This is a genomic window from Oxalobacteraceae bacterium OTU3CAMAD1 (assembly GCA_024123915.1).
Classification (GTDB): Bacteria; Pseudomonadota; Gammaproteobacteria; order Burkholderiales; family Burkholderiaceae_D; genus Rugamonas.
The window spans coordinates 5,558,027-5,581,086 of the sequence record CP099650.1 but is presented as its reverse complement, the minus strand read 5'-3'; the positions used below and the strand labels follow the sequence as shown (position 1 = coordinate 5,581,086).

Annotated in this window: 17 protein-coding genes; 12 read left to right on the top strand and 5 right to left on the bottom strand. The window is 63.8% G+C overall.

Features of this window, described 5'->3' with window-relative positions:
* Positions 1-7: 7 nt before the first annotated feature.
* The 4 genes from NHH88_23720 to ppa all read left to right on the top strand — a co-directional run bounded on the left by NHH88_23720 (position 8) and on the right by ppa (position 4,006).
* Positions 8-808 (top strand): uroporphyrinogen-III synthase, encoded by an 801-nt coding sequence (locus NHH88_23720; GenBank protein ID USX12674.1) that lies wholly within the window; start codon positions 8-10, stop codon positions 806-808.
* On the top strand, positions 805-1,962 hold the full coding sequence (locus tag NHH88_23715; protein ID USX12673.1) for a uroporphyrinogen-III C-methyltransferase: 1,158 nt from the start codon (positions 805-807) through the stop codon (positions 1,960-1,962). Before NHH88_23720 ends, NHH88_23715 begins: the two co-directional genes overlap by 4 nt.
* Positions 1,963-1,994: 32 nt before the next feature.
* Positions 1,995-3,161, top strand: a complete 1,167-nt coding sequence (locus tag NHH88_23710) for a heme biosynthesis protein HemY (GenBank protein USX17408.1) — start codon at positions 1,995-1,997, stop codon at positions 3,159-3,161.
* 299 nt (positions 3,162-3,460) lie between these two features.
* Positions 3,461-4,006, top strand: coding sequence for an inorganic diphosphatase (ppa, locus tag NHH88_23705; protein USX12672.1), 546 nt, complete (start codon positions 3,461-3,463; stop codon positions 4,004-4,006).
* 127 nt (positions 4,007-4,133) lie between these two features.
* Here ppa and NHH88_23700 read toward each other — a convergent pair whose 3' ends face one another.
* Positions 4,134-4,724: a Crp/Fnr family transcriptional regulator gene (locus NHH88_23700; GenBank protein USX12671.1), complete on the bottom strand. Its 591-nt coding sequence runs from the start codon at positions 4,722-4,724 to the stop codon at positions 4,134-4,136.
* Between the two features lie 261 nt (positions 4,725-4,985).
* Here NHH88_23700 and NHH88_23695 point away from each other — a divergent pair, with 261 nt between their 5' ends.
* Together NHH88_23695 and NHH88_23690 are read left to right on the top strand one after the other, a co-directional pair.
* Positions 4,986-5,759, top strand: coding sequence for an HdeD family acid-resistance protein (locus NHH88_23695; GenBank protein USX12670.1), 774 nt, complete (start codon positions 4,986-4,988; stop codon positions 5,757-5,759).
* 83 nt (positions 5,760-5,842) lie between these two features.
* The gene (locus tag NHH88_23690; GenBank protein USX12669.1) at positions 5,843-6,328 is read left to right on the top strand and encodes a DNA starvation/stationary phase protection protein; all 486 of its coding nucleotides are present in this window, start codon (positions 5,843-5,845) and stop codon (positions 6,326-6,328) included.
* Positions 6,329-6,464: 136 nt separating this feature from the next.
* On the opposite strand, the gene NHH88_23685 is transcribed toward NHH88_23690, so the two are convergent.
* Positions 6,465-7,598, bottom strand: coding sequence for a GNAT family N-acetyltransferase (locus NHH88_23685; protein USX12668.1), 1,134 nt, complete (start codon positions 7,596-7,598; stop codon positions 6,465-6,467).
* 123 nt (positions 7,599-7,721) lie between these two features.
* Between NHH88_23685 and NHH88_23680 the strand changes: the two genes are divergently transcribed.
* The 6 genes from NHH88_23680 to NHH88_23655 all read left to right on the top strand — a co-directional run bounded on the left by NHH88_23680 (position 7,722) and on the right by NHH88_23655 (position 19,429).
* The gene (locus NHH88_23680) at positions 7,722-9,776 is read left to right on the top strand and encodes an NAD(+) synthase (protein USX12667.1); all 2,055 of its coding nucleotides are present in this window, start codon (positions 7,722-7,724) and stop codon (positions 9,774-9,776) included.
* A gap of 154 nt (positions 9,777-9,930) precedes the next feature.
* A complete protein-coding gene (locus NHH88_23675; GenBank protein ID USX12666.1) occupies positions 9,931-10,269 on the top strand; it encodes a P-II family nitrogen regulator in 339 nt (112 codons plus the stop codon).
* Between the two features lie 299 nt (positions 10,270-10,568).
* Positions 10,569-12,887, top strand: a complete 2,319-nt coding sequence (locus NHH88_23670; protein ID USX12665.1) for a TonB-dependent receptor — start codon at positions 10,569-10,571, stop codon at positions 12,885-12,887.
* Positions 12,888-12,898: 11 nt separating this feature from the next.
* Entirely contained in the window at positions 12,899-14,332 is a 1,434-nt protein-coding gene (locus tag NHH88_23665; protein ID USX12664.1) for a sulfatase-like hydrolase/transferase, read from the top strand.
* A gap of 349 nt (positions 14,333-14,681) precedes the next feature.
* Positions 14,682-16,235, top strand: a complete 1,554-nt coding sequence (locus tag NHH88_23660) for a tryptophan 7-halogenase (GenBank protein USX12663.1) — start codon at positions 14,682-14,684, stop codon at positions 16,233-16,235.
* 143 nt (positions 16,236-16,378) lie between these two features.
* Complete coding sequence (locus NHH88_23655; GenBank protein ID USX12662.1) at positions 16,379-19,429, top strand: TonB-dependent receptor; 3,051 nt, start codon at positions 16,379-16,381, stop codon at positions 19,427-19,429.
* A gap of 200 nt (positions 19,430-19,629) precedes the next feature.
* On the opposite strand, the gene NHH88_23650 is transcribed toward NHH88_23655, so the two are convergent.
* The 3 genes from NHH88_23650 to NHH88_23640 form a co-directional block, all read right to left on the bottom strand.
* Positions 19,630-21,363: a polysaccharide lyase family protein gene (locus NHH88_23650; protein USX12661.1), complete on the bottom strand. Its 1,734-nt coding sequence runs from the start codon at positions 21,361-21,363 to the stop codon at positions 19,630-19,632.
* 143 nt (positions 21,364-21,506) lie between these two features.
* Positions 21,507-22,136 (bottom strand): trimeric intracellular cation channel family protein, encoded by a 630-nt coding sequence (locus NHH88_23645; protein USX12660.1) that lies wholly within the window; start codon positions 22,134-22,136, stop codon positions 21,507-21,509.
* Positions 22,137-22,390: 254 nt separating this feature from the next.
* Positions 22,391-23,059 (bottom strand): Smr/MutS family protein, encoded by a 669-nt coding sequence (locus NHH88_23640; GenBank protein USX12659.1) that lies wholly within the window; start codon positions 23,057-23,059, stop codon positions 22,391-22,393.
* Between the last annotated feature and the right edge of the window lies 1 nt (position 23,060).

Here is a 23,060-nt window from a genome sequence, read left to right as displayed (position 1 = left end):
CCCTGGGATGACCGGTATCGTCGTCATCACCCGTCCCCTGGCGCAAGCGCGGCCGCTGGCGGCCCGCGTGGCCGCGCTGGGCCGCGAGGTCGAGATGTTGCCGCTGCTGGAGATCGCGCCGCTGCCGGACCAATCCGGGCTGCGGGCGGTACTGGAGCGGCTGTGCGCGCCGGAGCCGGCCTACGCGATGGTGGCGTTCGTGTCGCCCAACGCCATCGACGCCGCCTTCGCCCATATTAAACAGTGGCCGGCCGGCGTGACGGCCGCCGTGGTGGGCGAGGGCAGCCGGCTGGCGCTGGCCGCGCACGGCGTCACGCCGGACAAGTTCGATATCGTCAGCCCGGCCGACAACGGCCACAGCGACTCGGAACATCTGCTGCAAACCTTGGATCTGGCCGCGCTGAAGGACCGGCCGGTGCTGATCGTGCGCGGTGAGAGCGGACGCGAGCTGATGGCCGACGGCCTGCGCGCGGCGGGCGCCCAAGTCGAGGTGGTGGCCGCTTATCGGCGTTCCGTACCGCAACTGACGCCGGCGCTGGAAACCACCTTGCGCCGGTTGCTCGCGCAACAAAACGACTGGATCATCACCAGTTCCGAGGCGCTGCGCGGCCTGTGCGACCTCCTGGCCGAGCTCGATACAAAAAATCCTGGCGGCACTCCCTCTTATGTTGTATCGATGCAACAACAGCATTTGATCGTGCCGCATGCCCGAATTGCCGAAACTGCAAGCAATTTGGGCTTTTCCCGTCTGACGCTCACCGGATCAGGCGACGAACGCCTGCTGGCCGCGTTACAATCACGCCTATGAACGATTTGCCTACATTACCCGACCCTGTCGCCTCGAACGCATCCGCCGCCGAGTCCCCGTCCGCGCCGCTCAAATCGCCGCCCGAGCCCCGGCTGCTCGATACGCTGCAGCAGCCGCGCATCCTGCTGGGCGGGGTGGTGGTGCTGGCCGTGCTGCTGGCCGCCCAGACCTGGTCGACCCATAACAAGATGGGCAAGCTGCGCCAGGAAATGGCGCTGCGCCTGCAAAAGGGCGATTCCAGCAATGCCGAGACCGGCAACCTGGCGCGCGCCGTGCAGGAAAGCAGCCGGGAGCTGCAGATCAAGGTTGGCTTGCTGGAAAGCAAACAATTGGAGGCGCAGAGCCAGCAACTGGCGCTCGAGCAGCTGTACCAGGACCTGTCGAAAAACCGCGACGAGTGGGCGCTGACCGAGATCGAACAAGTGCTGTCGACCGCCAGCCAGCAGCTGCAACTGGCCGGCAACGTGCCCGGCGCGCTGATCGCGCTGCAAAACGCCGACCGCAGCCTGTCGCGCTCGGACAAGCCGCAATTCATCACGATCCGCCGCGCCATCGCCAAGGACACCGAGAAGCTCAAGGCCTTGCCGAGCGTCGATTCGGTCGGCGTCGCGCTGCGCCTGGATAACGTCATCGCGCAGATCGACGCCTTGCCGATGCTGTCGGACGAGAAGCCGACCCTGCCGGCGGCCCCGGAGAAGAAAGTCAAGGTCAAGCCGGTGCTGGACAAGAACGGCAAGCCGGTACCGGCCGCCGAGCCGAGCGAGCCGAATCCATGGCTGCTGGCGCTGCAAAACACCTGGACCGGCTGGAGCACGGAAATGTGGACCGACGTGCGCCAGCTGATCCGCGTGCGCAGCGTGGAAACGCCGGACGCGTTGATGCTGTCGCCGACGCAGGCCTACTTCCTGCGCGAGAACCTCAAATTGCGCCTGTTGAACGCCCGCATGGCGCTGCTGTCGCGCAATGAAACCGCGTTCCGCGCCGACCTGATCGCCGCGCAGGAAGCGCTGGTCAAGTACTTCGACACCCGCGCCAAGAACACCCAGACCGTGCAGGCGCTGCTGCGCCAGGTGCAGACCAGCAATCTGGCGATCGAGATGCCGACGCTGTCGGACAGCCTGAACGCCGTGCGTAACTACAAAGCGAAGCAATAACCATGCGATTATTCCTCTGGTTGGTCGCATTGATGGCCGCGGCCATCGGCATTGCCGTGACGGCGCGTTTCAATCCGGGCAACGTGGTGCTGTTCTATCCGCCGCACCGGATCGACATGTCGCTCAATTTCTTCTGCGTGCTGGCGGCGGCGCTGTTCGTGTTCCTGTACGCGGTGATCCGCGCCTTGCGCGCCACCCTCAAGATGCCGACCAAGGTGGCGGCCTACCGCCAGCAAAAGCGCGAGCGCGATGGCAACAAGGGCTTGCGCGAGGCGCTGAAGGCGCTGTTCGAAGGCCGCTTCGGCCACGCCGAAAAGGCCGCCGTGCGCGCTTCGGAACTGCCGGAGAACGCCGGCGTCGCCGCGCTGATCGGCGCCCGCGCCGCGCACCGCATGCGCCAGGGCGCGCGCCGCGACCAGTGGCTGGCCAAGCTCAACGACGACAATGCCATGAAGACGGCGCGCCTGATGACGATGACCGAATTGCTGGTCGACGACCATCAGCCGGAGGCCGCGCTCGACGCTGTGCGCGAGCTCAACGCCAGCGGCACGCGCCACATCCACGCCTTGCAATGGTCGTTGAAGGCCCAGCAGCAGGCCAAGAACTGGCCGGAAGTGCTGCGCCTGGTGCGTTCGCTCGACAAGCACCGCGCGCTGCATCCGGCGTTGTCGGCGCGGCTGCGCGAGCTGGCCTACGCCGACATGCTGTCGGACCACACCAACGACGCCGAATCGCTGCAGCGGGTCTGGTCGACGGTGCCGAACGCGGACCGGGTCAAGCCTTACGTCGCCTGCCTGGCGGCCACCGCCTTCAACGCGCGCGGCCTGCACGACGAGGCGCGCAGGGTGGCCGAGGAATCGCTGGCCGCCGACTGGGACGACCGCGTGATCCGCGCCTACCGCGAAGCGGCGGCGCCGGCCGGCTCGGCGGCGTTGCTGGCGCAGATCGAAGCGTGCGAGAAGTGGCTGCACACGCGGCCGACGGACGCCGAACTGGCGCTCACGCTCGGTTCCTTGTGCCTGAAGCAGAAACTGTGGGGCAAGGCGCAGCGTTATCTGGAGCAGGCGCTGTCGGACGCCTCCGATCCGCGCATGGTGCGCGAATCGCACCTGAAGCTGGCGCAGATGCACGAGGCGCTGCAGCAGCAGGAAGAGGCCGCCAATCACTACCGCCAGTGCGCCCTGGCAACCATCCTTTAACGCGAGGCGCGTCGACCATTGGCGCCGCGCCATCAATGTGTTGCGGAAACACGTAGGGCGGATTAGCGCAGCGTAATCGGCCATGTCCGCTCCGCCGGCGGCTCATCGATGGCCGATTACGGCGTGCCGCCTAATCCGCCCTACGTATTTCCGATGGTCCCGCGCCGTCTTTTACCACGCTAACACTCCCAACACAGCTCCAAAAAATTTCCGCACGGTAGTGCTGCAACGCACAAGCAGCCTGTACTTCGCTATAATTACGCAGTTAAACATTTGTCAGCACAACAACGAGGAACCCCATGAGCTTGAATAAAGTGCCTTCCGGCCGCGATTTGCCAAACGACTTCAACGTGATCATCGAAATCCCGATGAACGCCGATCCGATCAAATACGAAGTCGATAAGGAATCGGGCGCGATCTTCGTCGATCGCTTCATGGGCACCGCCATGCACTACCCATGCAACTACGGCTACGTGCCGAATACCCTGTCCGACGATGGCGACCCGGTCGACGTGCTGGTGATCACCCCGTTCCCGCTGATCCCAGGCGTGGTGGTGCGCTGCCGTCCTATCGGCGTGCTGAAAATGACCGACGAATCCGGTGAAGACGCCAAAGTGCTGGCCGTGCCGGTCGACAAGGTGCTGTCGATCTACAGCCACTGGCAGAAGCCGGAAGACCTGAACGAACTGCGCCTGCGCCAGATCCAGCACTTCTTCGAGCACTACAAAGACCTGGAAAAAGGCAAATGGGTCAAGATCGACGGCTGGTACGGTCCGGAAGAAGCGAAACAGGAAATCCTGAACGGCGTCGCTTCGTACAACAAAGACGCGGCAGCCAATGCCTGATGTACCGCCGGCTATCCGATAGCCGGCAGCAAAAAGCCCCATGCGGCTTGCGGCGACCTCGGTGGTTGCATGCGCGCATGGGGCTTTTTTTATTGTTCCGGCGTGGGGAAGGACGGCCCGGGCTCGTTTATTCGCGGGTGGCGCCCTCGGCGGCCTCGGCCTCGCGGCGCAGGCGCGACATGTATTGCGGCGTGATGCCCAGGTACGAGGCGATCGCCCGTTGCGAGATGCGCGCCTCCAGTCCCGGATACTCCTCCCGGAACGCCGCCAGGCGCTCTTGCGCCGAGGTCTCGCCGCTGCTGTAGGCGCGTTGCGCCAGGCTCTGCAAACCATGCATCGCGGCCTGCAGATGATAATGTTGCAACACTTCATGCTGGGCGCGCAGCGCGCACGACTGCGCCCAGTCCAGGGTGAAACCGTGGATGGTTGTCTCGGCCACCAGGAACTGCACGGCCGGCTGCCCGGTCTCGCCGGTAATCAGGTCGGTCAACGTGGTGGCGGACTCGCCCTCGCGGAAAAACCGCAAGGTCATCTCGACACCGTCACGATTGAAGAACCCGCTGCGCGCGACGCCGCTCGCGAGCCAGTGCACCTGCGTGGCCGGCACGCCGGCATGCTGCAGGAACTCGCCCTTACGCGCGTGAAACGGCTGGGCGATCGTCGCCAGCAGATTCGTCACGTTGGTGTAAGACTCTTCACTGACATTGATTCGCTTCATCGTGGCGGACTTGAAGCGGTTCCGTTGTTTTATAAAATCTGCATTCATGCTGTGTGTGCCACATTCCTCATAAAACCATACAACGGGGCATAGAGTATAGGCTTGATTGAAAATGCTGTGAAGCAAACTGGTTTCATCTCTCGGGACAAAATTGTATCAACTCGATTTTAACCCGTGGATGAAATGTAGGTATCGAGGGGAACCGTTTGCGCGCGCGGCAATCTGACTCATATCAGCTGTTTTTTTGCTATCGGAGGAGTCATGGTCGCTAAACCGATGTTGTCGCGTTCCTGGTGGATGTTGGCGCTGCGTGGCGTGCTGGCGCTGTTGTTCGGCGTGCTGGCGTTGCTGTTACCCGGCCCCACCGTGTTGAGTTTGGTACTGTTGTTTGCCGCGTACGCGCTGCTGGCCGGCATCGTCTATCTGGTGGGCGCGGTGCGCAACCGGCGCCACGCCACCGGATCGCACGCGCTGGACTGGTGGCTGCTGCTGATGCTGGGCGTGGTCAGCGTCGTGGCCGGGGTGCTGGCGGTGATGCAGCCGGGGGTGGCCGCGTTGGTGCTGGTGCTGATCGTCGGCGTCAACGCGCTGATCACCGGCATCCTCGACATCGTGCTCGCGGTGCGCCTGCGCAGCCACGCGCGGCCCGGCGTCTGGCTGCTGCTGGCCGGCGGCATCGCGTCGATCGTCTTCGGCACCATACTGATCGCCTTGCCCACCGTTGGCGCGCTGGCGCTGGTGTGGCTGATCGGCGCCTACGCGATCGTCGCCGGCATCCTGTATATGGTGCTGGCGTTCCGCAGTTATGAAAAGGAGCCGAAGCAGGCGCCGGCCGGCCAGTCCGAAGGTGTGCAGTCCAACCTGGCGCAGGGCGCCACGCCGAAGGAGGGCGCGGCGGCACCGGAAACCACCATGGCCGCGCGGGCCGCTCCCGCGACGGCCGGGACGCCGATGAGAGCCGGCGCCGTCCGGAACGAAGCGGCCAACGATCGCCGTGTCGGCGAGCGGCGCATGACGCCGGCGGGTCAGCATTGAACCGGTTTGCCGAACGGTACGTTCCCACGCGCAGGCCTGGATACGATTACAATAAAGGTCCAAGCTAATAGAAGGAGTTACACATGGACGCAAAAGCCTCCAAGATCGATATCGGCCTTTCCGACGAAAGTCGCGCGAATATCGCCGCTGGCCTATCGGGCCTGCTGGCGGACAGCTACACCCTGTACCTGATGACCCACAATTTCCACTGGAACGTCAAAGGTCCGATGTTCAACAGCCTGCACCAGATGTTCATGACGCAGTACACCGAGCAATGGACCGCGCTGGACCTGATCGCAGAACGTATCCGCGCGCTGGGCTATCCGGCACCGGGCACGTACACCGAGTTCGTCAAGCTGGCGACCATCAAGGAAGTCGAAGGCGTGCCAAAGGCGATGGAAATGGTTCAGCACCTGGTCAAGGCGCAGGAAGCGACCGCGCGCACCGCCCGCAAGCTGCTGCCGCTGGTCGAGGGCGCCGACGATCAGCCGACCGCCGACCTGCTGGCCCAGCGCCTGGACACGCACGAAAAGACCGCGTGGATGCTGCGTAGTTTGCTGGAAGAGTAATAGAGAGTAATACGCGTACACGTATTCCACGTAGGGCGGATTAGGCGGAACGCCGTAATCGGCCATGCGCGCGTCAACGCGGTGCATGCATGGCCGATTACGCTGCGCTAATCCGCCCTACGTGTTTCAACGGGAGTCACGCGACGGTGGGCTTGAAGGGAACGTGCTCGCCTAGCTCGTCAATATAGTTGTTCATGGCCGCCGTTTCCTGCGCCAGGAAATCCGCGATCGCATCGGCAAAACGTTCATCCGCGATCCAATGCGCCGACCACGTCTGCTTGGGCACCAGTCCCCGCGACATCTTGTGCTCGCCCTGCGCGCCACCCTCGAAGCGCGCGATGCCGTGCTTGATGCAGTATTCAATCGATTGCACGTAACACGTCTCGAAATGCAGGCCGGAGACGAATTCCTGCGTCCCCCAATAGCGGCCGTACATGATATTGCCGCCCACCAGATTCAACGCCACCGCCACCGGCTGCTCGCCGCGCTTGGCCAGCACGATCATCAGGCTTTCCGGCACCTCGTCCAGCAGCCGCTCGAAGAACTTCAAGGTCAGGTAAGGCTTGGAAAAATGCGCGTGATAGGTCGACACGTAGCAGCTGTAGAAAAAACGCAGCACCTCGGGCGTGATGTCGCGGCCGGCCAGATGTTCGAAGGTGATCCCCGCATCGTGCACGCGGCGCCGGTCTTGGCGGATCTTCTTGCGCTTCTCCATCTTGAAGCTGGCCAGGAAGGCGTCGAAGTCGGCATAACCCGGATTGTCCCAATGGAACTGCACCCCTTCCCGCAGCATGAAGCCGGCGGCCTCCAGCGCTTGCCGGTCCTGCTCGTCGGGGAACAGGATGTGCAGCGACGACGTCTCCAGCTGCCGGGCCACCTGCAACGCGGCGCGCGCCAGGAGGGCGCGGTCTTCCGGGGTGCGCGCCAGCAGGCGGCCACCGGTCACCGGCGTGAACGGCACCGCCGACAGCAGCTTCGGGTAGTAGGGAATGCCATTGCGGTGGAAGGCGTCGGCCCAGGCGTGATCGAACACGTATTCGCCACGGCTGTGATCTTTCAAGTACAGCGGCATGGCGGCCGCCAGCACGCTGTCGCGGTGCATCACCAGATAGCGCGGCGTCCAGCCGGTTTGGGCCGAGGCGCAGCGGGTGTCGTGCAGCGCGTGCAGAAAGGCGTACGCCAAGGTCGGGTTGTCGCCGGCGATGGCTTGCCACTCCGCCTGGTCGACATTTTCCAACGAGTCGATGATCGAAAACTCTGCTTCTGACACGCTTTACTCCAGCTCTGATGTTGGCGCCAGTCTAGCCTATCTGGCGCTGATCCGTTGACTGCGGCGCGTCCATGGCCGTGCGATAATTGGCTTTTGTTTGGTTGCGCACGCGAAAGACTTTACATGAGCTCGAATTTCCTTAATTTGTACACGCATGATTTCGCCCGGGTCGCCATCGCGGCGCCGGTCTGCCGCATCGCCGATCCGGCCTATAACGCCGAACAGACCATCGCGCTGGCCGGGCAGGCGGCGGCGCAGGGCGCGGCGCTGGTGGCGTTCCCGGAGTTGGGCCTGTCGGCCTACACCTGCGACGACCTGTTCCATCAGCGCGCCTTGCTCGACGGTTGCCTGGATGCGCTCGACGCGATCGTCGCCGCCTCGGCGCAGTGGAAGATGGCGCTGGTGGTCGGCGCGCCGTTGCGGGTCGAGCACCAGTTGTACAACTGCGCGGTGGTCATCGCCAACGGCCAGATCCAGGGCGTCGTGCCCAAGAGCTACCTGCCCAATTATGGCGAGTTCTATGAGGCGCGCCAGTTCAGCAGCGGCGACTACGCAGTCGCCACCGAGATCGACTTGCTAGGCGAGCGCGTACAGTTCGGCTCGGCCTTGCTGTTCGAAGTGGCCGACATGCCGCTGTTCAAATTCCACGTCGAGATTTGCGAGGACTTGTGGGTGCCGGTGGCGCCGTCGTCATTCGCGGCCCTGGCCGGCGCCACGGTGCTGGTCAACCTGTCGGCGTCGAACGCGCTGGTCGGCAAGGCCAACTATCGCAACCTGCTGGTCGGCCAGCAGTCGGCGCGCTGCATCGCCGCCTATCTGTACACGTCGGCCGGCGGGGGCGAGTCGACCACCGACCTGGCTTGGGACGGGCAGGGCGTCATCTACGAGAATGGCGAGCTGCTGGCCGAGCCGAAGCGCTTTGTCGATGAAGCGACCCTGACCTTCGCCGACATCGACCTCGAGCGCCTGTCGCGAGAGCGCATGCGCATGAACACGTTCGCGCAATCGGTGCAGCGCCATGCCGCCGAGGTCAACAAATTCCGCACGGTGTTCTTCGAGCTCGAGATCGGTCGCCAGGAACCGCTGGCGCTCAAGCGCTGCGTCGAGCGCTTCCCGTACGTGCCGGCCGACGCCCGCCGCCGCGACGAGCGCTGCAACGAGGTCTACAACATCCAGGTGCAGGCCTTGGCGCAGCGCCTGACGTCGAGCGGCATCAAGAAAGTGGTCATCGGCGTCTCCGGCGGGCTCGACTCCACACACGCGCTGCTGGTGTGCGCGCGCGTGATGGACAAGCTCAAGCTGCCACGCACCAACATCCTGGCGTACACGATGCCCGGCTTCGCCACCAGCGAACGCACGTTGACGCAGGCGCACGCGCTGATGAAGCTGGTCGGCTGCTCGGCGCAGGAAATCGACATCCGTCCTAGCTGCATCCAGATGCTCAAGGATTTGAACCATCCGTATTCGGAGGGGCAGGCGCAGTACGACATCACGTTCGAAAACGTACAGGCTGGCGAGCGCACCAACCACCTGTTCCGCCTGGCGAACCACCACAACGCCATCGTCGTCGGCACCGGCGACTTGAGCGAGTTGGCGCTGGGCTGGTGCACTTACGGCGTCGGCGATCACATGTCGCACTACAACGTCAACGCCAGCGTGCCGAAGACCTTGATCTCGCACCTGGTGCGCTGGGTGGCCGAGTCGGGCGTGATCGGCCGCAACGACGCGCAGGTGCTGCTGGATATCCTGGGCACCGAAATCAGTCCCGAGCTGGTGCCGGGCACCGCAGAAGGCCAGCCGGAGCAGCGCACCGAAAGCACCATCGGTCCGTATGAGCTGCAGGATTTCAACCTGTATTACGTGCTGCGGTTCGGCTTCCGGCCGTCGAAGGTAGCGTTCCTGTCGCTCAACGCGTGGAAGGACAGGGAGCAGGGGCGCTGGCCGGATGGCGACCATGTCACGCGCAACCAGTACGACCTGGCGGCGATCAAGAAAAACCTGGGGATCTTCCTCGACCGTTTCTTCCGCACCAGCCAGTTCAAGCGCAGTTGCGTGCCGAACGCGCCCAAGGTCGGCAGCGGCGGCTCGTTGTCGCCAAGGGGCGACTGGCGCGCGCCGAGCGATGCGCAAAGCGTGGTGTGGATGGAGGAATTACGCTCCATTCCGGTGCAAGAATAGACAAAAATCAGATAAAAATCGCGAAAACAGCGGGTTTTGGGCCGGTTTTTCAGTCGGGAGTGGACAGTCGCAAGTTGTCGATTACAATATACTCAATCGCTTGCGGTTCGCCGGCTACAGATTTTTGAATTTAGATTGCCCATAAGGAGAAGTCATGAAACAGATTACCGCTGTGATTAAGCCGTTCAAATTGGACGAGGTGCGTGAAGCACTGGCTGAGGTCAATGTCACCGGCCTGACGGTCACCGAAGTCAAGGGTTTCGGCCGCCAGAAGGGCCATACCGAACTGTATCGCGGCGCGGAATACGTCGTCGACTTCCTGCCGAAGGTCAAAGTGGAAGTGGTGGTCGACGACGGCGTGGCCGAGCAAGTGGTCGACGCCATCATCAAGGCCGCGCGCACCGGCAAGATCGGCGACGGCAAGATCTTCGTGCAGAACGTCGAGCAGGTCATCCGTATCCGTACCGGCGAAACCGGCGCGGACGCAGTGTAAGCTTCTCCACGCAACATATTCAATGCCGGCCTAGCCGGCATTTTTTTTGGCCGCAGACTGACGCTTCCATCTACAACACGTAGGGCGGATTAGGCGGAACGCCGTAATCGGCCAATGCGTGCGCCGTCGAGAAGCATGCATGGCCGATTACGCTGCGCTAATCCGCCCTACGTGGATCCTGATTATGTCGATGTCCCCGGCAGTAATTTTTCGCATATGTTTGTTTGGTTATATTAGTTCGAGTTATCTAGGTGGATTAGTAATATAGCTAAACTTTCCACTTATCAAGATGCCGCGCAATGAATACGAACATCCCTTTCGCACTCGCGTTGTCGCTGCTGACCGCAACTGCCGATGCATCCGACGTGAACGCCGATCCGGCGGAACAGGCCAACGCAGCCGTCACAACCACTGCTGCGGCCGCCGCCACCGTCGACGCCTCGCAGGAAATCATCGCCCGCGTCACCGTCTCCACCCGGCGCCGCAACGAGACCTCGCAAAGCGTGCCCACCACCATGAGCGTGCTGGACGCGAACAGCCTCGAAAACAACCGCGTCTACCGCGTGCAGGATTTGCAGCAGCTGCTGCCGAGCACCACCGTCAACTACGTCCACGCACGCCAGATGAGCTTTGCCGTGCGCGGCCTCGGTAACAATCCGGCCAGCGATGGCCTGGAGGGCAGCGTCGGCGTTTACCTCGATAACGTCTATCTGGCCCGTCCGGGCATGGCCGCCTTCGATACGCTCGATATCCAGCAACTGGAACTGCTGCGCGGCCCGCAGGGCACCTTGTTCGGCAAGAACACCACCGCCGGCGTGCTCAACATCACCAGCAAACAGCCCACCTTCCGCTCCGAAAACAGCGCGCAGCTATCGATCGGCGAGCAGGGCTATGCGCAGGGCAAGGCGGTGATCTCGGGCGCGTTTTCGGACACGGCCGCCGGCCGCATCTCGCTGTATAAAACGCACGAGGACGGCTACATCACCAACATCCACAACGGCGACAAGGTGCAGGGCGGCGTCCGCCAGGGCGTGCGCGCGCAACTGTTGCTGGAACCGAACAACCAGCTCAGCGCGCGCCTGATCGCCGACTACAACGTCGAGGATTCCAACAACGGCACCCTGATCTTCTACAGCGCCGGCCCGAGCGGGCGTTTCCTGACGCAGGCCGCCGCCGTTGGCGCCCATCCGGTCACCGATCCGACCTTGCGCCAGGTCAACCTCGACAGGGGCTCGCACGTGGATGTGCACCAGGGCGGCGTCTCGGGCGAGGTCAACTGGAAGCTCGACAACGACTACAAGTTCACCTCGATCAGCGCCTACCGCTTCTGGGATTTCACGCCGCACAATGAAGATGGTCTGGACGTGCCGGTGGTGCTCAACGTCGGTGCCTCCACCCGCCACCGCCAGTTCACCCAGGAGTTCCGGCTGGCCACGCCGCTGGGCCGCGAGGTCGAATCGGTGGTCGGCGCGTACTACTACTACCAGAACCTGGACAACACCAACTTCACCGTCAACGGGCCGCTGGCAGACCGTTTCAACGCCACGCCGGCCGGGGCTTGGAGCAACGTCAGCAGCTACGCCGACGGCCATTTGCGGGTCAACAGCTACGCCTTGTTCGGCCAGTCGATCTGGCACATCGATCCCAAGTGGGACCTGACCGCCGGTCTGCGCGCCACTTACGAGGACAAGCTGGCGCGCGTCGTGCGCGGCGTTCCGGTCGGCGCGCCGGTCACCGGCGCGGCGCTGGCCTCGCGCAACGCCCGCTACGGCGCCTACAACTCCGGCGACGTCCGCCTGAACAACCTGAGCCCGTCCGCGCTGCTGACCCTGGCGTACAAGCTCGACACCGACGTGCTGGCCTTCGGCAGCGTCTCGCACGGTGAAAAATCCGGCGGCATCAACCTGTCGGTGCCGGGCGCGGCCGGCGTGTCGTCGCTCAAGGTCGACAACGAGAAGGCCAACAATCTGGAGCTGGGCATCAAGAGCAATCTGCTGGGACGGCGCGCGCAGGTCAATGCCAGCCTGTTCTGGAACGAGGTGCACGGCTACCAGAACAACGCCTACGATCCGGTCAGCGCGACGTCTTACCTGACCAACGCCGGCGACGTGCGCAGCCGGGGCGTGGAGCTCGACACCAGCCTGGTCGTGGTGCGCGGCTTCACCCTGGGCGCCAACGGTTCGTTCAACGACGTCAAGTACACCAAGTACAAAAACGCGCCATGCCCGGCCGAGCGCCTGGGTCCCTCGTGCGATCTGTCGGGCCGGGCGGCGCTGGTCAACGCGCCGCGCTGGATCGGCAACCTCAGCGCGCAGTATGCGCACGCGCTCGCCGCCAACATCGAAGCCTACGGCAACGTCAACTACGCTTATCGCGGCGGCACCTACGGCACCCTGGACGCGTCCGAGTATTCACGCATTCCCGCCTATAGTCTGACCAACTTGTCGGCAGGGATTAAACTGAAGAACGGCCCGACCCGCTGGGATGTCTCCGTGTGGGCCAAGAACGTGTTCGACAAGCAGTACTACACCAGCATGTGGAACACCAGCCCCAATGCCTACAACACCGTGATCGGCACGCCGCGCCAAGTGGGCCTGACCGCCCGCGCGGATTTTTAAGGAGACCAGTAATGAGCAACGAAAACAAGAACACCAACAAGGCACGCCGCAGCATCCTTAAAACCCTGCCGGCGCTGGCGCTGGCGGGCTATGTGCCGAGCGCCCTGGCCGCAAGCAAGCAGCAGCCGAACATCGTTTTCATCCTTGCCGACGACCTCGGCCACGCCGACCTGGGCGCCTACGGCCAGAAAGACATCAAGACGCCGCACCTGGACCGCCTCGCCGCGCAGGGGCTGCGCTTCACCCAGGCGTACGCCAACTCGGCGGTGTGCTCGGCCACGCGTTTCGCGCTGATCACCGGCCGCTACCAGTATCGGCTGCGCGGCGGCCTGGAGGAACCGATCGCCGGCGCCTCCGACACGCTCGGCCTGCCGCGCACCCATCCGACCTTGCCGTCGCTGCTGCGGAAAAACGGCTACGGCACCGCGCTGATCGGCAAGTGGCACCTTGGCTCGCTGCCGAACTTCGGTCCGATCAAAAGCGGCTACGACAGCTTCTTCGGCAACTACGGCGGCGCCATCGATTACTTCACGCACAAGCCCGGCGTCGGCCCGAACGTCAAGGAGGACCTGTATGAGGACGAGGTGCCGGTGCAGCAGATCGGCTACTACACCGATTTGCTGGGCGCGCGCGCGGTCGACTTCGTCAAGCGACAAAAGGACGGCAAGCCCTTCCTGCTGTCGCTGCATTACACGGCGCCGCACTGGCCGTGGGAAGGTCCGGGCGACGAGGCGATCTCGCGCGACATCGACAACATCTTCCACTACGACGGCGGCGATCTGGCCACCTATGGCCGCATGGTCGAATCGCTGGACGCTTCGATCGGCCGCGTGCTCAAGGCGCTGGAGGACAAGGGCCTGGCCCAGAACACCATCGTCGTCTTCACCAGCGACAATGGCGGCGAACGGTTCTCCAACAACTGGCCGCTGTCCGGGCAAAAAACCGAGCTGCTGGAGGGCGGCATCCGCGTGCCGGCCATCGTGCGCTGGCCCGGCAAGATCGCGGCGGGGCAGGTGACCGACCAGGTCGCCGTCAGCATGGACTGGCTGCCGACGCTGCTGGCGGCGGCCGGCGGCGCGCCCGATCCGGCCTATCCGCCGGACGGCCAGAACCTGCTGCCGACCTTGCTGGGCCAGGAAAAGCCGCGCGAACGCACGGTGCTGTGGCGGTACAAGGCCAACGCCCAGCGCGCCATCCGTTCCGGTAACTGGAAGTACCTGCGGATCAGCGGCAACGAGTTCCTGTTCGACGTGGTCAAGGACCCGCGCGAGCGCGCCAACCTGGCCAAACGCCATCCAGATGTGTTCGCGCAATTGAAGGCCCAGTGGGAGACATGGGACAAGGAAATGTTGCCAGTTACCGCCGATGTGCGCACCCACGGCGTAAGTGGCAATGTGCAGGCGGATCGCTATGGCGTTCCGCCGGGAGGGCGAATTTCCGACTGACGGTTAATCATATTTCAAAACTAAAGTTCAGTAAACCCCGCCTCGGCGGGGATTTTCTTTTGTCAATCCTGTTTAGCTTCTGCGGTTAAACAGCGACATTTTCGGAATAATTATTTGTTCGTTGATCGCATTAATGTTAATTTGCAATGAACAACACCAGTTGTGGGATTTATAAAAAAAGCACGGGGAGACAAAGACATGAAAACGTTATCGAACACCGCCACCGCCACGGCCTCGCAGGCATGCGTCCAACCCGCCCCTGATTCAAAGTTAAATGAAAACGTTGTCATAAATAGTCTGTCCTGAACAATCCTGGGCAAACGTGTGAAAAACCGGGACAGGAGGCGACATGGGCAGCAATGACACGCATGGCGGCGCGATCCGCAGGATCGTCATCGTGGGTGGCGGCACGGCCGGCTGGATGACGGCCGCCCCGCTGGCCCAGCGCCTGGCGCGCCACGCCGACCAGCCGTGCGAGGTGACCCTGGTGGAATCGCCCGAGATCGGCACCGTCGGCGTCGGCGAGGCGACCCTGCCCACCATCCGCCTCTACAACGAGGCGCTGGGCCTGGACTTCGCCGACTTTGTCGGCAAGACCCAGGCCAGTTTCAAGCTGGGCATCGAATTCAAGGACTGGGGCCACGTCGGCAACCGCTTCTTCCACGCCTTCGGCGATTTCGGCCCGCCGCTGGCCGGCATCGACGCGCACCATCATTGGCTGCGTCTGGCGCAAGCGTTCAACAACATGCCGGACATGGAGAACTGGTCGACGCCCTCGGTCATGGCGCGCCACGGCAAGTTCACGCCGCCGAGCGGCGACACGCCCGGCATCGCCGACGCCTATTCCTACGGTTTCCATTTCGACGCCAGCCTGTACGCCGGGTATCTGCGCGACTACGCCATGGCGCGCGGCGCCCGGCGCATTGAAGGCATGATCGTCGAGGTCGAGCAGCATCCGGAGAGCGGCTTCGTCACCGCCGTCAAGCTGCGCGACGGCCGCCGCGTCGAAGGCGACCTGTTCATCGACTGCTCGGGCTTCCGCGGCCTGCTGATCGAAGGCGCGCTCAAGGCGGGCTACGAGGACTGGAGCGCCTACCTGCCGTGCAATAGCGCGCAGGCCGTGCCGTGCGCCTCGGTCGCCCAGCTGACGCCGTACACCCGCTCCACCGCCAAGGAGGCCGGCTGGCTCTGGCGCATTCCGCTGCAGCACCGTACCGGCAACGGCCACGTCTACAGCAACGGCTTCACCAGCGACGAGCAGGCGCGCCGCGTATTGCTCGACGGCCTGGACGGCGCCGCGCTCGACGAGCCGCGCCAGCTGCGTTTTACCACCGGGCGGCGGCGCAAGTCCTGGGTCAAGAACGTGGTCGCGATCGGCCTGTCGGCGGGCTTCGTCGAGCCGCTCGAATCGACCAGCATCAACCTGATCGAGATCGCCGTGCGCAAACTGCTGGAACTGTTCCCGGACCGCGATTGCAGCCCGGCGCTGGCCGACGAATTCAACCGCGTCATGGGCATGCGTTACGAATCGGTGCGCGACTTCATCGTCCTGCACTACAAGCTGACCAAACGCGACGATTCGGAATTCTGGCGCTACTGCGCCAATATGGCGATCCCGGAGTCGCTGCGCCACCAGATCGAACTGTTCCGCGAAACCGGACGCGTGGCCATCGTCGATCGCGGCGGCTTCGCCGAGCCCTCGTTCGTGGCGATGATGATGGGCCTGGGCGTGGTGCCGAAGCGTTACGACCCGCTGGCCGACCGCGTCGATATCCGCGAAGTACACGGCCACTTCGCCGCGTTGCGCAACATGATCGCGCAGACGGTGGCGCGGATGCCGGATCACGGCGCCTTCGTTGCCGGCCAATCGGCGGCGGGCGTTCCATCCCTGGCGGCCGCCTGACATGTGTTATTTCATCACCCAACTTATGGAGGCATAAACTTTCGAACGAGCACTTAAAGAAACCGGTACCAGTATCAGGACGCAACACTGTAGCGTTATCACTTGTAAATATAAAAACCACCTATACAGGCGGGGAGACGAAATTGAGCAAATTACAAAAAACCGCAATCGCAGCGGCGGTCGCACAGGTTGTCCTGCTGCACGCCAGCCCGGCATGGGCCCAATCAGCTGAAGGCGCCAGCGCCGCACCGGCCGTCGTTGTGGTGAGCGGCCAGCGCGCCGCCCTGCAATCGGCGCAAAAACTCAAACAGGAAGCGGACGAGGTCGTCGACTCGATCGTCGCCGAAGACATCGGCAAGCTGCCGGACCGTTCGGTCACCGAGGTGCTGCAGCGTATCGCCGGCGTCACCATCGACCGCAACATGCAGGGCGACCCGAACCGCCAGTCGGTCGAGGGCTCGGGCGTGTCCGTGCGCGGCCTGACCTACGTGCGTTCGGAAATCAACGGCCGCGACGCGTTTTCCGCCGGTGGCGGCCGCTCGCTCGGCTTCTCCGACGTGTCGCCGGAGCTGATGGCCGGCGTCGATGTCTACAAGAATCCGTCCGCCGAGCAGGTCGAAGGCGCCATCGCCGGCCTGGTCAATCTGCGCACCGCCATGCCGTTCGACTACAAGGGCTTCAAGGGGACGGCGGGCTTCTCCGAATCCTATTCCACGCTGCGCGAGGGCAAACCTTCGCCGACCAGCACCATCCTGCTGTCGAACCGCTGGAGCACGCCGTTCGGCGAAGTCGGCGCCCTGGTCAATTTCGCCAAGGCCAAGAGCCCGAGCCGCTCGGACGGCGTCGGTGTCGATCCGTACTTCCCGCACGTGAACTCCACCGATCCGGCCCTGTACGACCGCTCCAAGACGCAATGGATACCGATGGGCGTGGGCTATCGCTCGCAGGACTTCGACCGCACCCGCCGCGGCGATTACGCGGCGCTGCAGTGGAAGCCGAACAAGGACTTGACGGCCTCGCTGACCTACTTCAAGACCCACTACAAGGAAGACCTCGACGAGCACGTTGTGGCCTCGTCCGAGGACAAGTGGTACCAGCAGGTCGCCAGCAGCAACTCGGTATTCGACAAAAACGGCGCCTTCCAGAGCGGCACGATCTCGAACCCGACCTATGGCGGTTCGCCGTTCAACAGCTCGCAGCGTATCAACACGCGTGAATCCGAGACCCGCGACACCTCGCTCAACGTCCAATGGCGCATCACGCCGGACCTGACCTGGACCAACGACTTCCAGCATGTGCATTCGACCACGGAAGGTTTCGACGCCGACGTGTCGACCGGCTTCATCCTGCCGGACCAGACCATGGACATGACCGGCAAGGTGCCGCAGATCGGCCTTGGTTCGGCGGCCTACATGGCCGACCCGAAAAACTACTACTGGGCCTATACCCAGGAAGCGCTGGACCGCGCCTCGGCCAACCAGAAAGCATGGAAATCGGACGTCAAGTTCTCGTTCGACGACCCGGTGCTGAAAGACATCCGCTTCGGCGTGCGCCTGGCCAATCGCGAAGGCGAGAACCACAAGGCCCAGAAGTTCTACAACTGGTCGGCGATCACCTTCCCGTGGATGGAAGGCTGGCAGATCAACGGCGTGGCCCGCCTGAACGATCCGCGCTTCGCCGGTGGCTCGTCGCTGCAGACGATGGATAACTTCTTCGGCGGCAAATACAACATCCCGCCGATGCTGTTCGCCGACGAGGCGACCGTGCGCGGCTTCCCCGACCAATGGAGCAAGATCCACTCTTACCACGACGTGCTCTGCGCCGAAAAAGGCTCGACCTGCGATCCGTGGAAAGCGGCGAGCTTCAACGATCCGGCCGCCAACAACACGCAGACCGAGAAGACACGTGCCGCGTACACGCAGCTGCGCTTCGGCTGGGATAACCTCAAGTACCCAATCGACGGCAACGTCGGCATCCGCTACGTCAAGACGACGGGCGCCGGCAGCGGTTACGTCTCGTTCACGCGGCCGTCCCTCCCGACCGCCGGCAACAGCGGCGTGGTCCCGACCGGCCAGGGCAACCTGATCGACATCGCATCGTTCGCCGAACAGCAGTCGGTGAACAATTCGTACGACAACTGGCTGCCTAGCCTGAACCTGCGCATGAAGGCCAGCGACCAGCTGCAATTCCGCTTCGCGGTGGCCAAGTCGCTGTCGCGTCCGGACTTCAACCAGCTCCAGGTGCAGACGACGCTCAACGCCCAGCACAGCACGACGACCACCCGGGACGCGGCGGGCAACACCGTTGCCGTGCGCTTCGACGGCACCAGCCTGAGCGGCACCAGCGACGGCAACCCGCTGCTCAAGCCGACCACGTCGACCAACGTCGACCTGACCGCCGAGTGGTACTTCGCCAAGGCCGGTTCGCTGACGTTCTCGGCGTTCAACAAGGACCTCAAGGACATCATCACGACCAAGAACTACAGCTACAACGCGGTCGACGTGAACGGCACGCCGCGCACGTTCGTGGTCACCGGTCCGGTCAACGGCGCCAACGGCTTTGCCCGCGGTTTCGAGATCGCCCACCAGCAATACTATGATTTCGTGCCGGAGTGGCTGCGCGGCATCGGCAGTCAGGCAAGCTGGACCTATGTGTCGAGCGAGCGCAAGCTGAAAGAGCCGGTGTTTAATGCCTGGTGCCAGGGCAACGACGCGTCGACCAACTTCAACCTGTTCATCAACGGCTGCGATACCGATGGACGCGCGTTCGGCAAGACCCCGTTGCAGGGCTTGTCGCGTCACACGGTCAACCTGGCGCTCATGTATGAAGCGCACGGCTTGTCGATGCGCGTGGCCTACAACTGGCGCTCGCGTTACCTGCTGGGCGTGACCCAGTGGGGCAGCCGCGGCAACAACGGCCTGAACACGAATCCGGCCGCCCCTGCTGACAAGTACCTGATCCCGACGACCAACAACGATCAGGCCTTCGGTTTGCCGTTGTACCAGGCCGGCTACGGCCAGGTGGACGCGTCGATTTTCTACGACTTCACGGACAAGTTCCGCGTCGGCATCCTGGGGACCAACCTGACGAACACCTACACGCGTCAGGTCATGGAGCAGCACGCGGGCGACTTCACCCGCCAGGTCTTCATGAGCGGTCCGCGCTACACCGTGCAAGCAACATACGCGTTCTGATCGCGTCGTAATCCTCGATCCGCCGGCGGGGAGGCTCTCCGCGCCGGCGATCTTTGTCCCGCCCGGGTTTTCCCGCGCGGGATTTTTTTCGTCTTTGCGGGTGGCTGCCAACCCGCACGGCTAAGCGGGGTCGTACCCCTTGGGGTACGACCCCTAAGCGGCGGCGCATGCGTCCCGTCAAACGCACGCGGGGTTGGGGGCTACGGCGCCGGGATCATGTCGACCGCGTCCCACGAATAGCCCGGGCTCAGCCAGCCGGTGCTGGTGGTGCCGCTAATGGCCGTCAACGTCACCGTGTTCTGCCCGACCACCAGCGCGCTGGCCGGGATGTCGAAACTGTACGTGGTGTTGTTGCCCCGGTAGATGCCGACCGTGAGCGTGCGCGTCTTCGGCTGGGTCGACGCGGCCGGATTGGCCGAGCTCCAGCCGTTGACGGCGATCTTGGGCCGGCCACCGGCGGCGGCGACCGTGATCCCCGCGCGCAAGGTGTAGTTCCTGATCTGGCCGGACGTCAGGTTAAAGCGGATCACGGTGTTGTTGTTGATGTCCTTCCACTGGTAGGCCGGGAAGCCGGTCGCCGCGTTCGACGAGCCGATCACGTAGTCCGGCACCGTCCACGACGCCATGCGCACATCGGACGGGTGCATCGTGCTGACCTTGGCGCCGTTGCGGAACTCGAGCGGCGTGCCGTCCCAGTCGCCGATGCGCCACAGCGCCGCCGTGCTGCCCGGGTCGTTGGCGATGTTGATCGTATTGAGCGTGGTCATGCCGCCGGCCGTGATGGTGACGCTGCGGGTGTCGACCGCCAGCTCGTTCTTGTAGATCGTCATCGTGTAGGTGCCGGGGATCATGCCCCGGCTGTCGAAGTGGCCGTTGGCGCTGTCGGCGTCGACCCAGTACTGCGCGGTGGCGTTGGCGAAGCCGACCGTGTAGTTGTGGTTGGTGGCGCGGTTGCCGATGCCCACCCCGGCGATGCCGCCGCGCGCGCTGGCCGGCACGTAGCCGGTCATGCCCATGCCGGCGAACCATGAGGTGTCGGGCGTGGCCGGGGCGCCGCCGCCGGTGAAGCTCATCGTGTAGGTGTTGAGGATGCCAGGACGGAAGGCCTCGGTCTGGCCCTCGCCGTAGTTGATGATGTAGGTCAGCTCCTGGTTGGTGGAGGTGGCCTGGTTGATCAGGCTGCGGTAGAACGGGCCGCCCGAATTGCCTTCGTTATTGTCGCGCACCATCCAAAGGCCCACGCCGGGGCCGGTGGCGCCGAAGTAGCGCCAGTCCTTCAGGCGAATGTTCGAATAGTGCTTGGAGCGCGTCTCGCCGTTGGCCATGCCGAACACGTCGCCGGACTCGATGGCGCCGGTGTTGTTGCGGATGTCGGACGCCACCGGCCCGTTCGGCAGCACGGCGATCGGCACGCGCACGATGAAGCGCGCCAGCCCCAGGGTGCTCGGTTCGGTGGTGAAGTGGGTGCCCATGTAGATGTTGGGCTGGCCCCGGCGCGCCAGATAGTAGTGCGTCAGGTCGCCGCCCCGCACCGTGATCTTGATGGTGTCGGTGCCGACGGTGGCGGCGCTGACGCTGACCGCCGAGACGCCCGTGTACAGGAAATCGAAGCCGGAATTGAGTTGCGAGCCGCGCGACTGGTCCTGGTACTGCACGCCGTTGTAGACCATCGAGGCGATGTCGCCTGCCGACTGCGTGCTGACGCCGTTGTCGGTGCGGCGGATCTTGAAGACCAGGCCGGCGCCGGTGTCGACGGTGTAGAAGTTGGCGTCCTCGGTCAGGCCGAAGGATTCGGCGGCGGCCGCCGAGACGACGGTCTCGGCGTTGAGGCGGTTGGGGTTGTTGTTGGTGGTGTCGGCCGAGCCGCCGCCGCAACCGGCGAGCAGGGTCAGCGCCGCCGCGCCGGTGAGCGCGCGCAGAGTGATGTGGTCCAATTGTGTCTCCCGAATGTTGTAGATGTTGTTTGGACGCGCCGGCACGCTGCAACAATAGTCATTTTTTGGGGAGGCGAGGTCAACCGTGTTCGCACAACAATAGTAAATAAATCACCTTGTTGAGCGGAAAGCCTGATCGCAGTTTAGTGGCGTCCGATACGCAAGTCGAACTTCCACGTCACCAGCCGCAAGGTGGTGATGAAGGTGGCGCTGACCCACAGCGCGTAGTCGTCGCTGACGCCGGTGTACTGCAGGCCGATATACATCCAGCAGCCGAAGAAGGCGCAGATGGCGTAGGGTTTACCGTCGCGGAAGACCATCGGCACCTCGTTGCAGACGATGTCGCGCAGCACGCCGCCGAAGATGCCGGTGATCACCCCCATCATCGAGGCGATGAACAACGGCATGCCGGCCGCCTGCGCCTGCGACACGCCGGCCACGGCGAACAGGCCCAAGCCGATGGCGTCGGCGATGACGATCAGGCGTTCGGAGAGGATCTGGCGCAAGGTGCGCATCAGCGGCACGGCGATCAGCGCCAGCACGAAGATGAGGATCGCGTATTCCTGGTGCATGACCCAGAACAGCGGACGGCGGTCGAGCAGGATGTCGCGCAGGGTGCCGCCGCCGAACGCGGTGATGAAGGCGACGGTGAAGACGCCGACCAAGTCCATGCGCTTGCGGCGCGCCTCGACGAAGCCGGAGAAGGCACCGACCAGGATGGCCACGATTTCGATGATGACGATCAGGGAATCGTGGACGGGGACTGGCTTCATGTAGGCATGCGGACAAAGTGGGAATGTCCGTAGGTTAACATGCCGCAACACTTACGTGTGAGTCAAGTAATAGGCACGTAGGGCGGTTAGCGGGCGATGCCCGCTAACCGCCCCGGGGGCACATCGAAGGAGCGTCCTCCTGCCGGAGGACTTGAGAGGCGGAACGCCGTAATCGGCCATGTGTGGGCCGCCGACGGCGCATGCATGGCCGATTACGCTGCGCTAATCCGCCCTACGTGTCTCCGTTGCGGAATTTACCGTTGCGGTGCCAACGCGGCGCGCAACAACACGATCAACGCGCCTTCGCCGCCCTCGGACGGACGCGCCTGGCAGAAGGCGACCACTTCCTCCTTCTGCACCAGCCAGCTGTGCACCATCGACTTGAGCACCGGCTCCTGGCTCTTGGAGCCGAAGCCGCGCCCGTGGATCACGCACACGCAGCGGTGGTTGCGCATCGCCGACTTGCGCAGGAAATCGCCGATGGCGTCGCGCGCGGCGTCGCGCCGCAAGCCGTGCAAATCGAGCTCGTCCTGCACCGGCCAATGGCCCTTGCGCATCTTCTTGACGATGTCCGGGCCGACACCCGGCGCGGCGTAGTTGAGCGCCGGGTCTTCTTCCAGATAATGATCGACTTCAAACAGGTCCGACAGCGACTCGCGCAGCACAGCCGCGTCGTCCTCCGCCTGCGTCAGCTTGCGCGCCGGCGCGGCGACACCGCCGGCCGACTTCGGCAGCGACGGCACATAGCGGTCCGACACGGGCATGCGCTTGACGCCGCCCACGCTGGACTGGAAGATATTCGCTTCCACCGCTTGCACTTTTTCCCGTTTGACGCGCTCGGCCTCGGCGGCCGCGCGCGTCTCGGCCTGTTCCTTGAGCTGCTTGGCCAAGGATTTCAGGTCGGCGAAGTCTTTCAGGCCCACA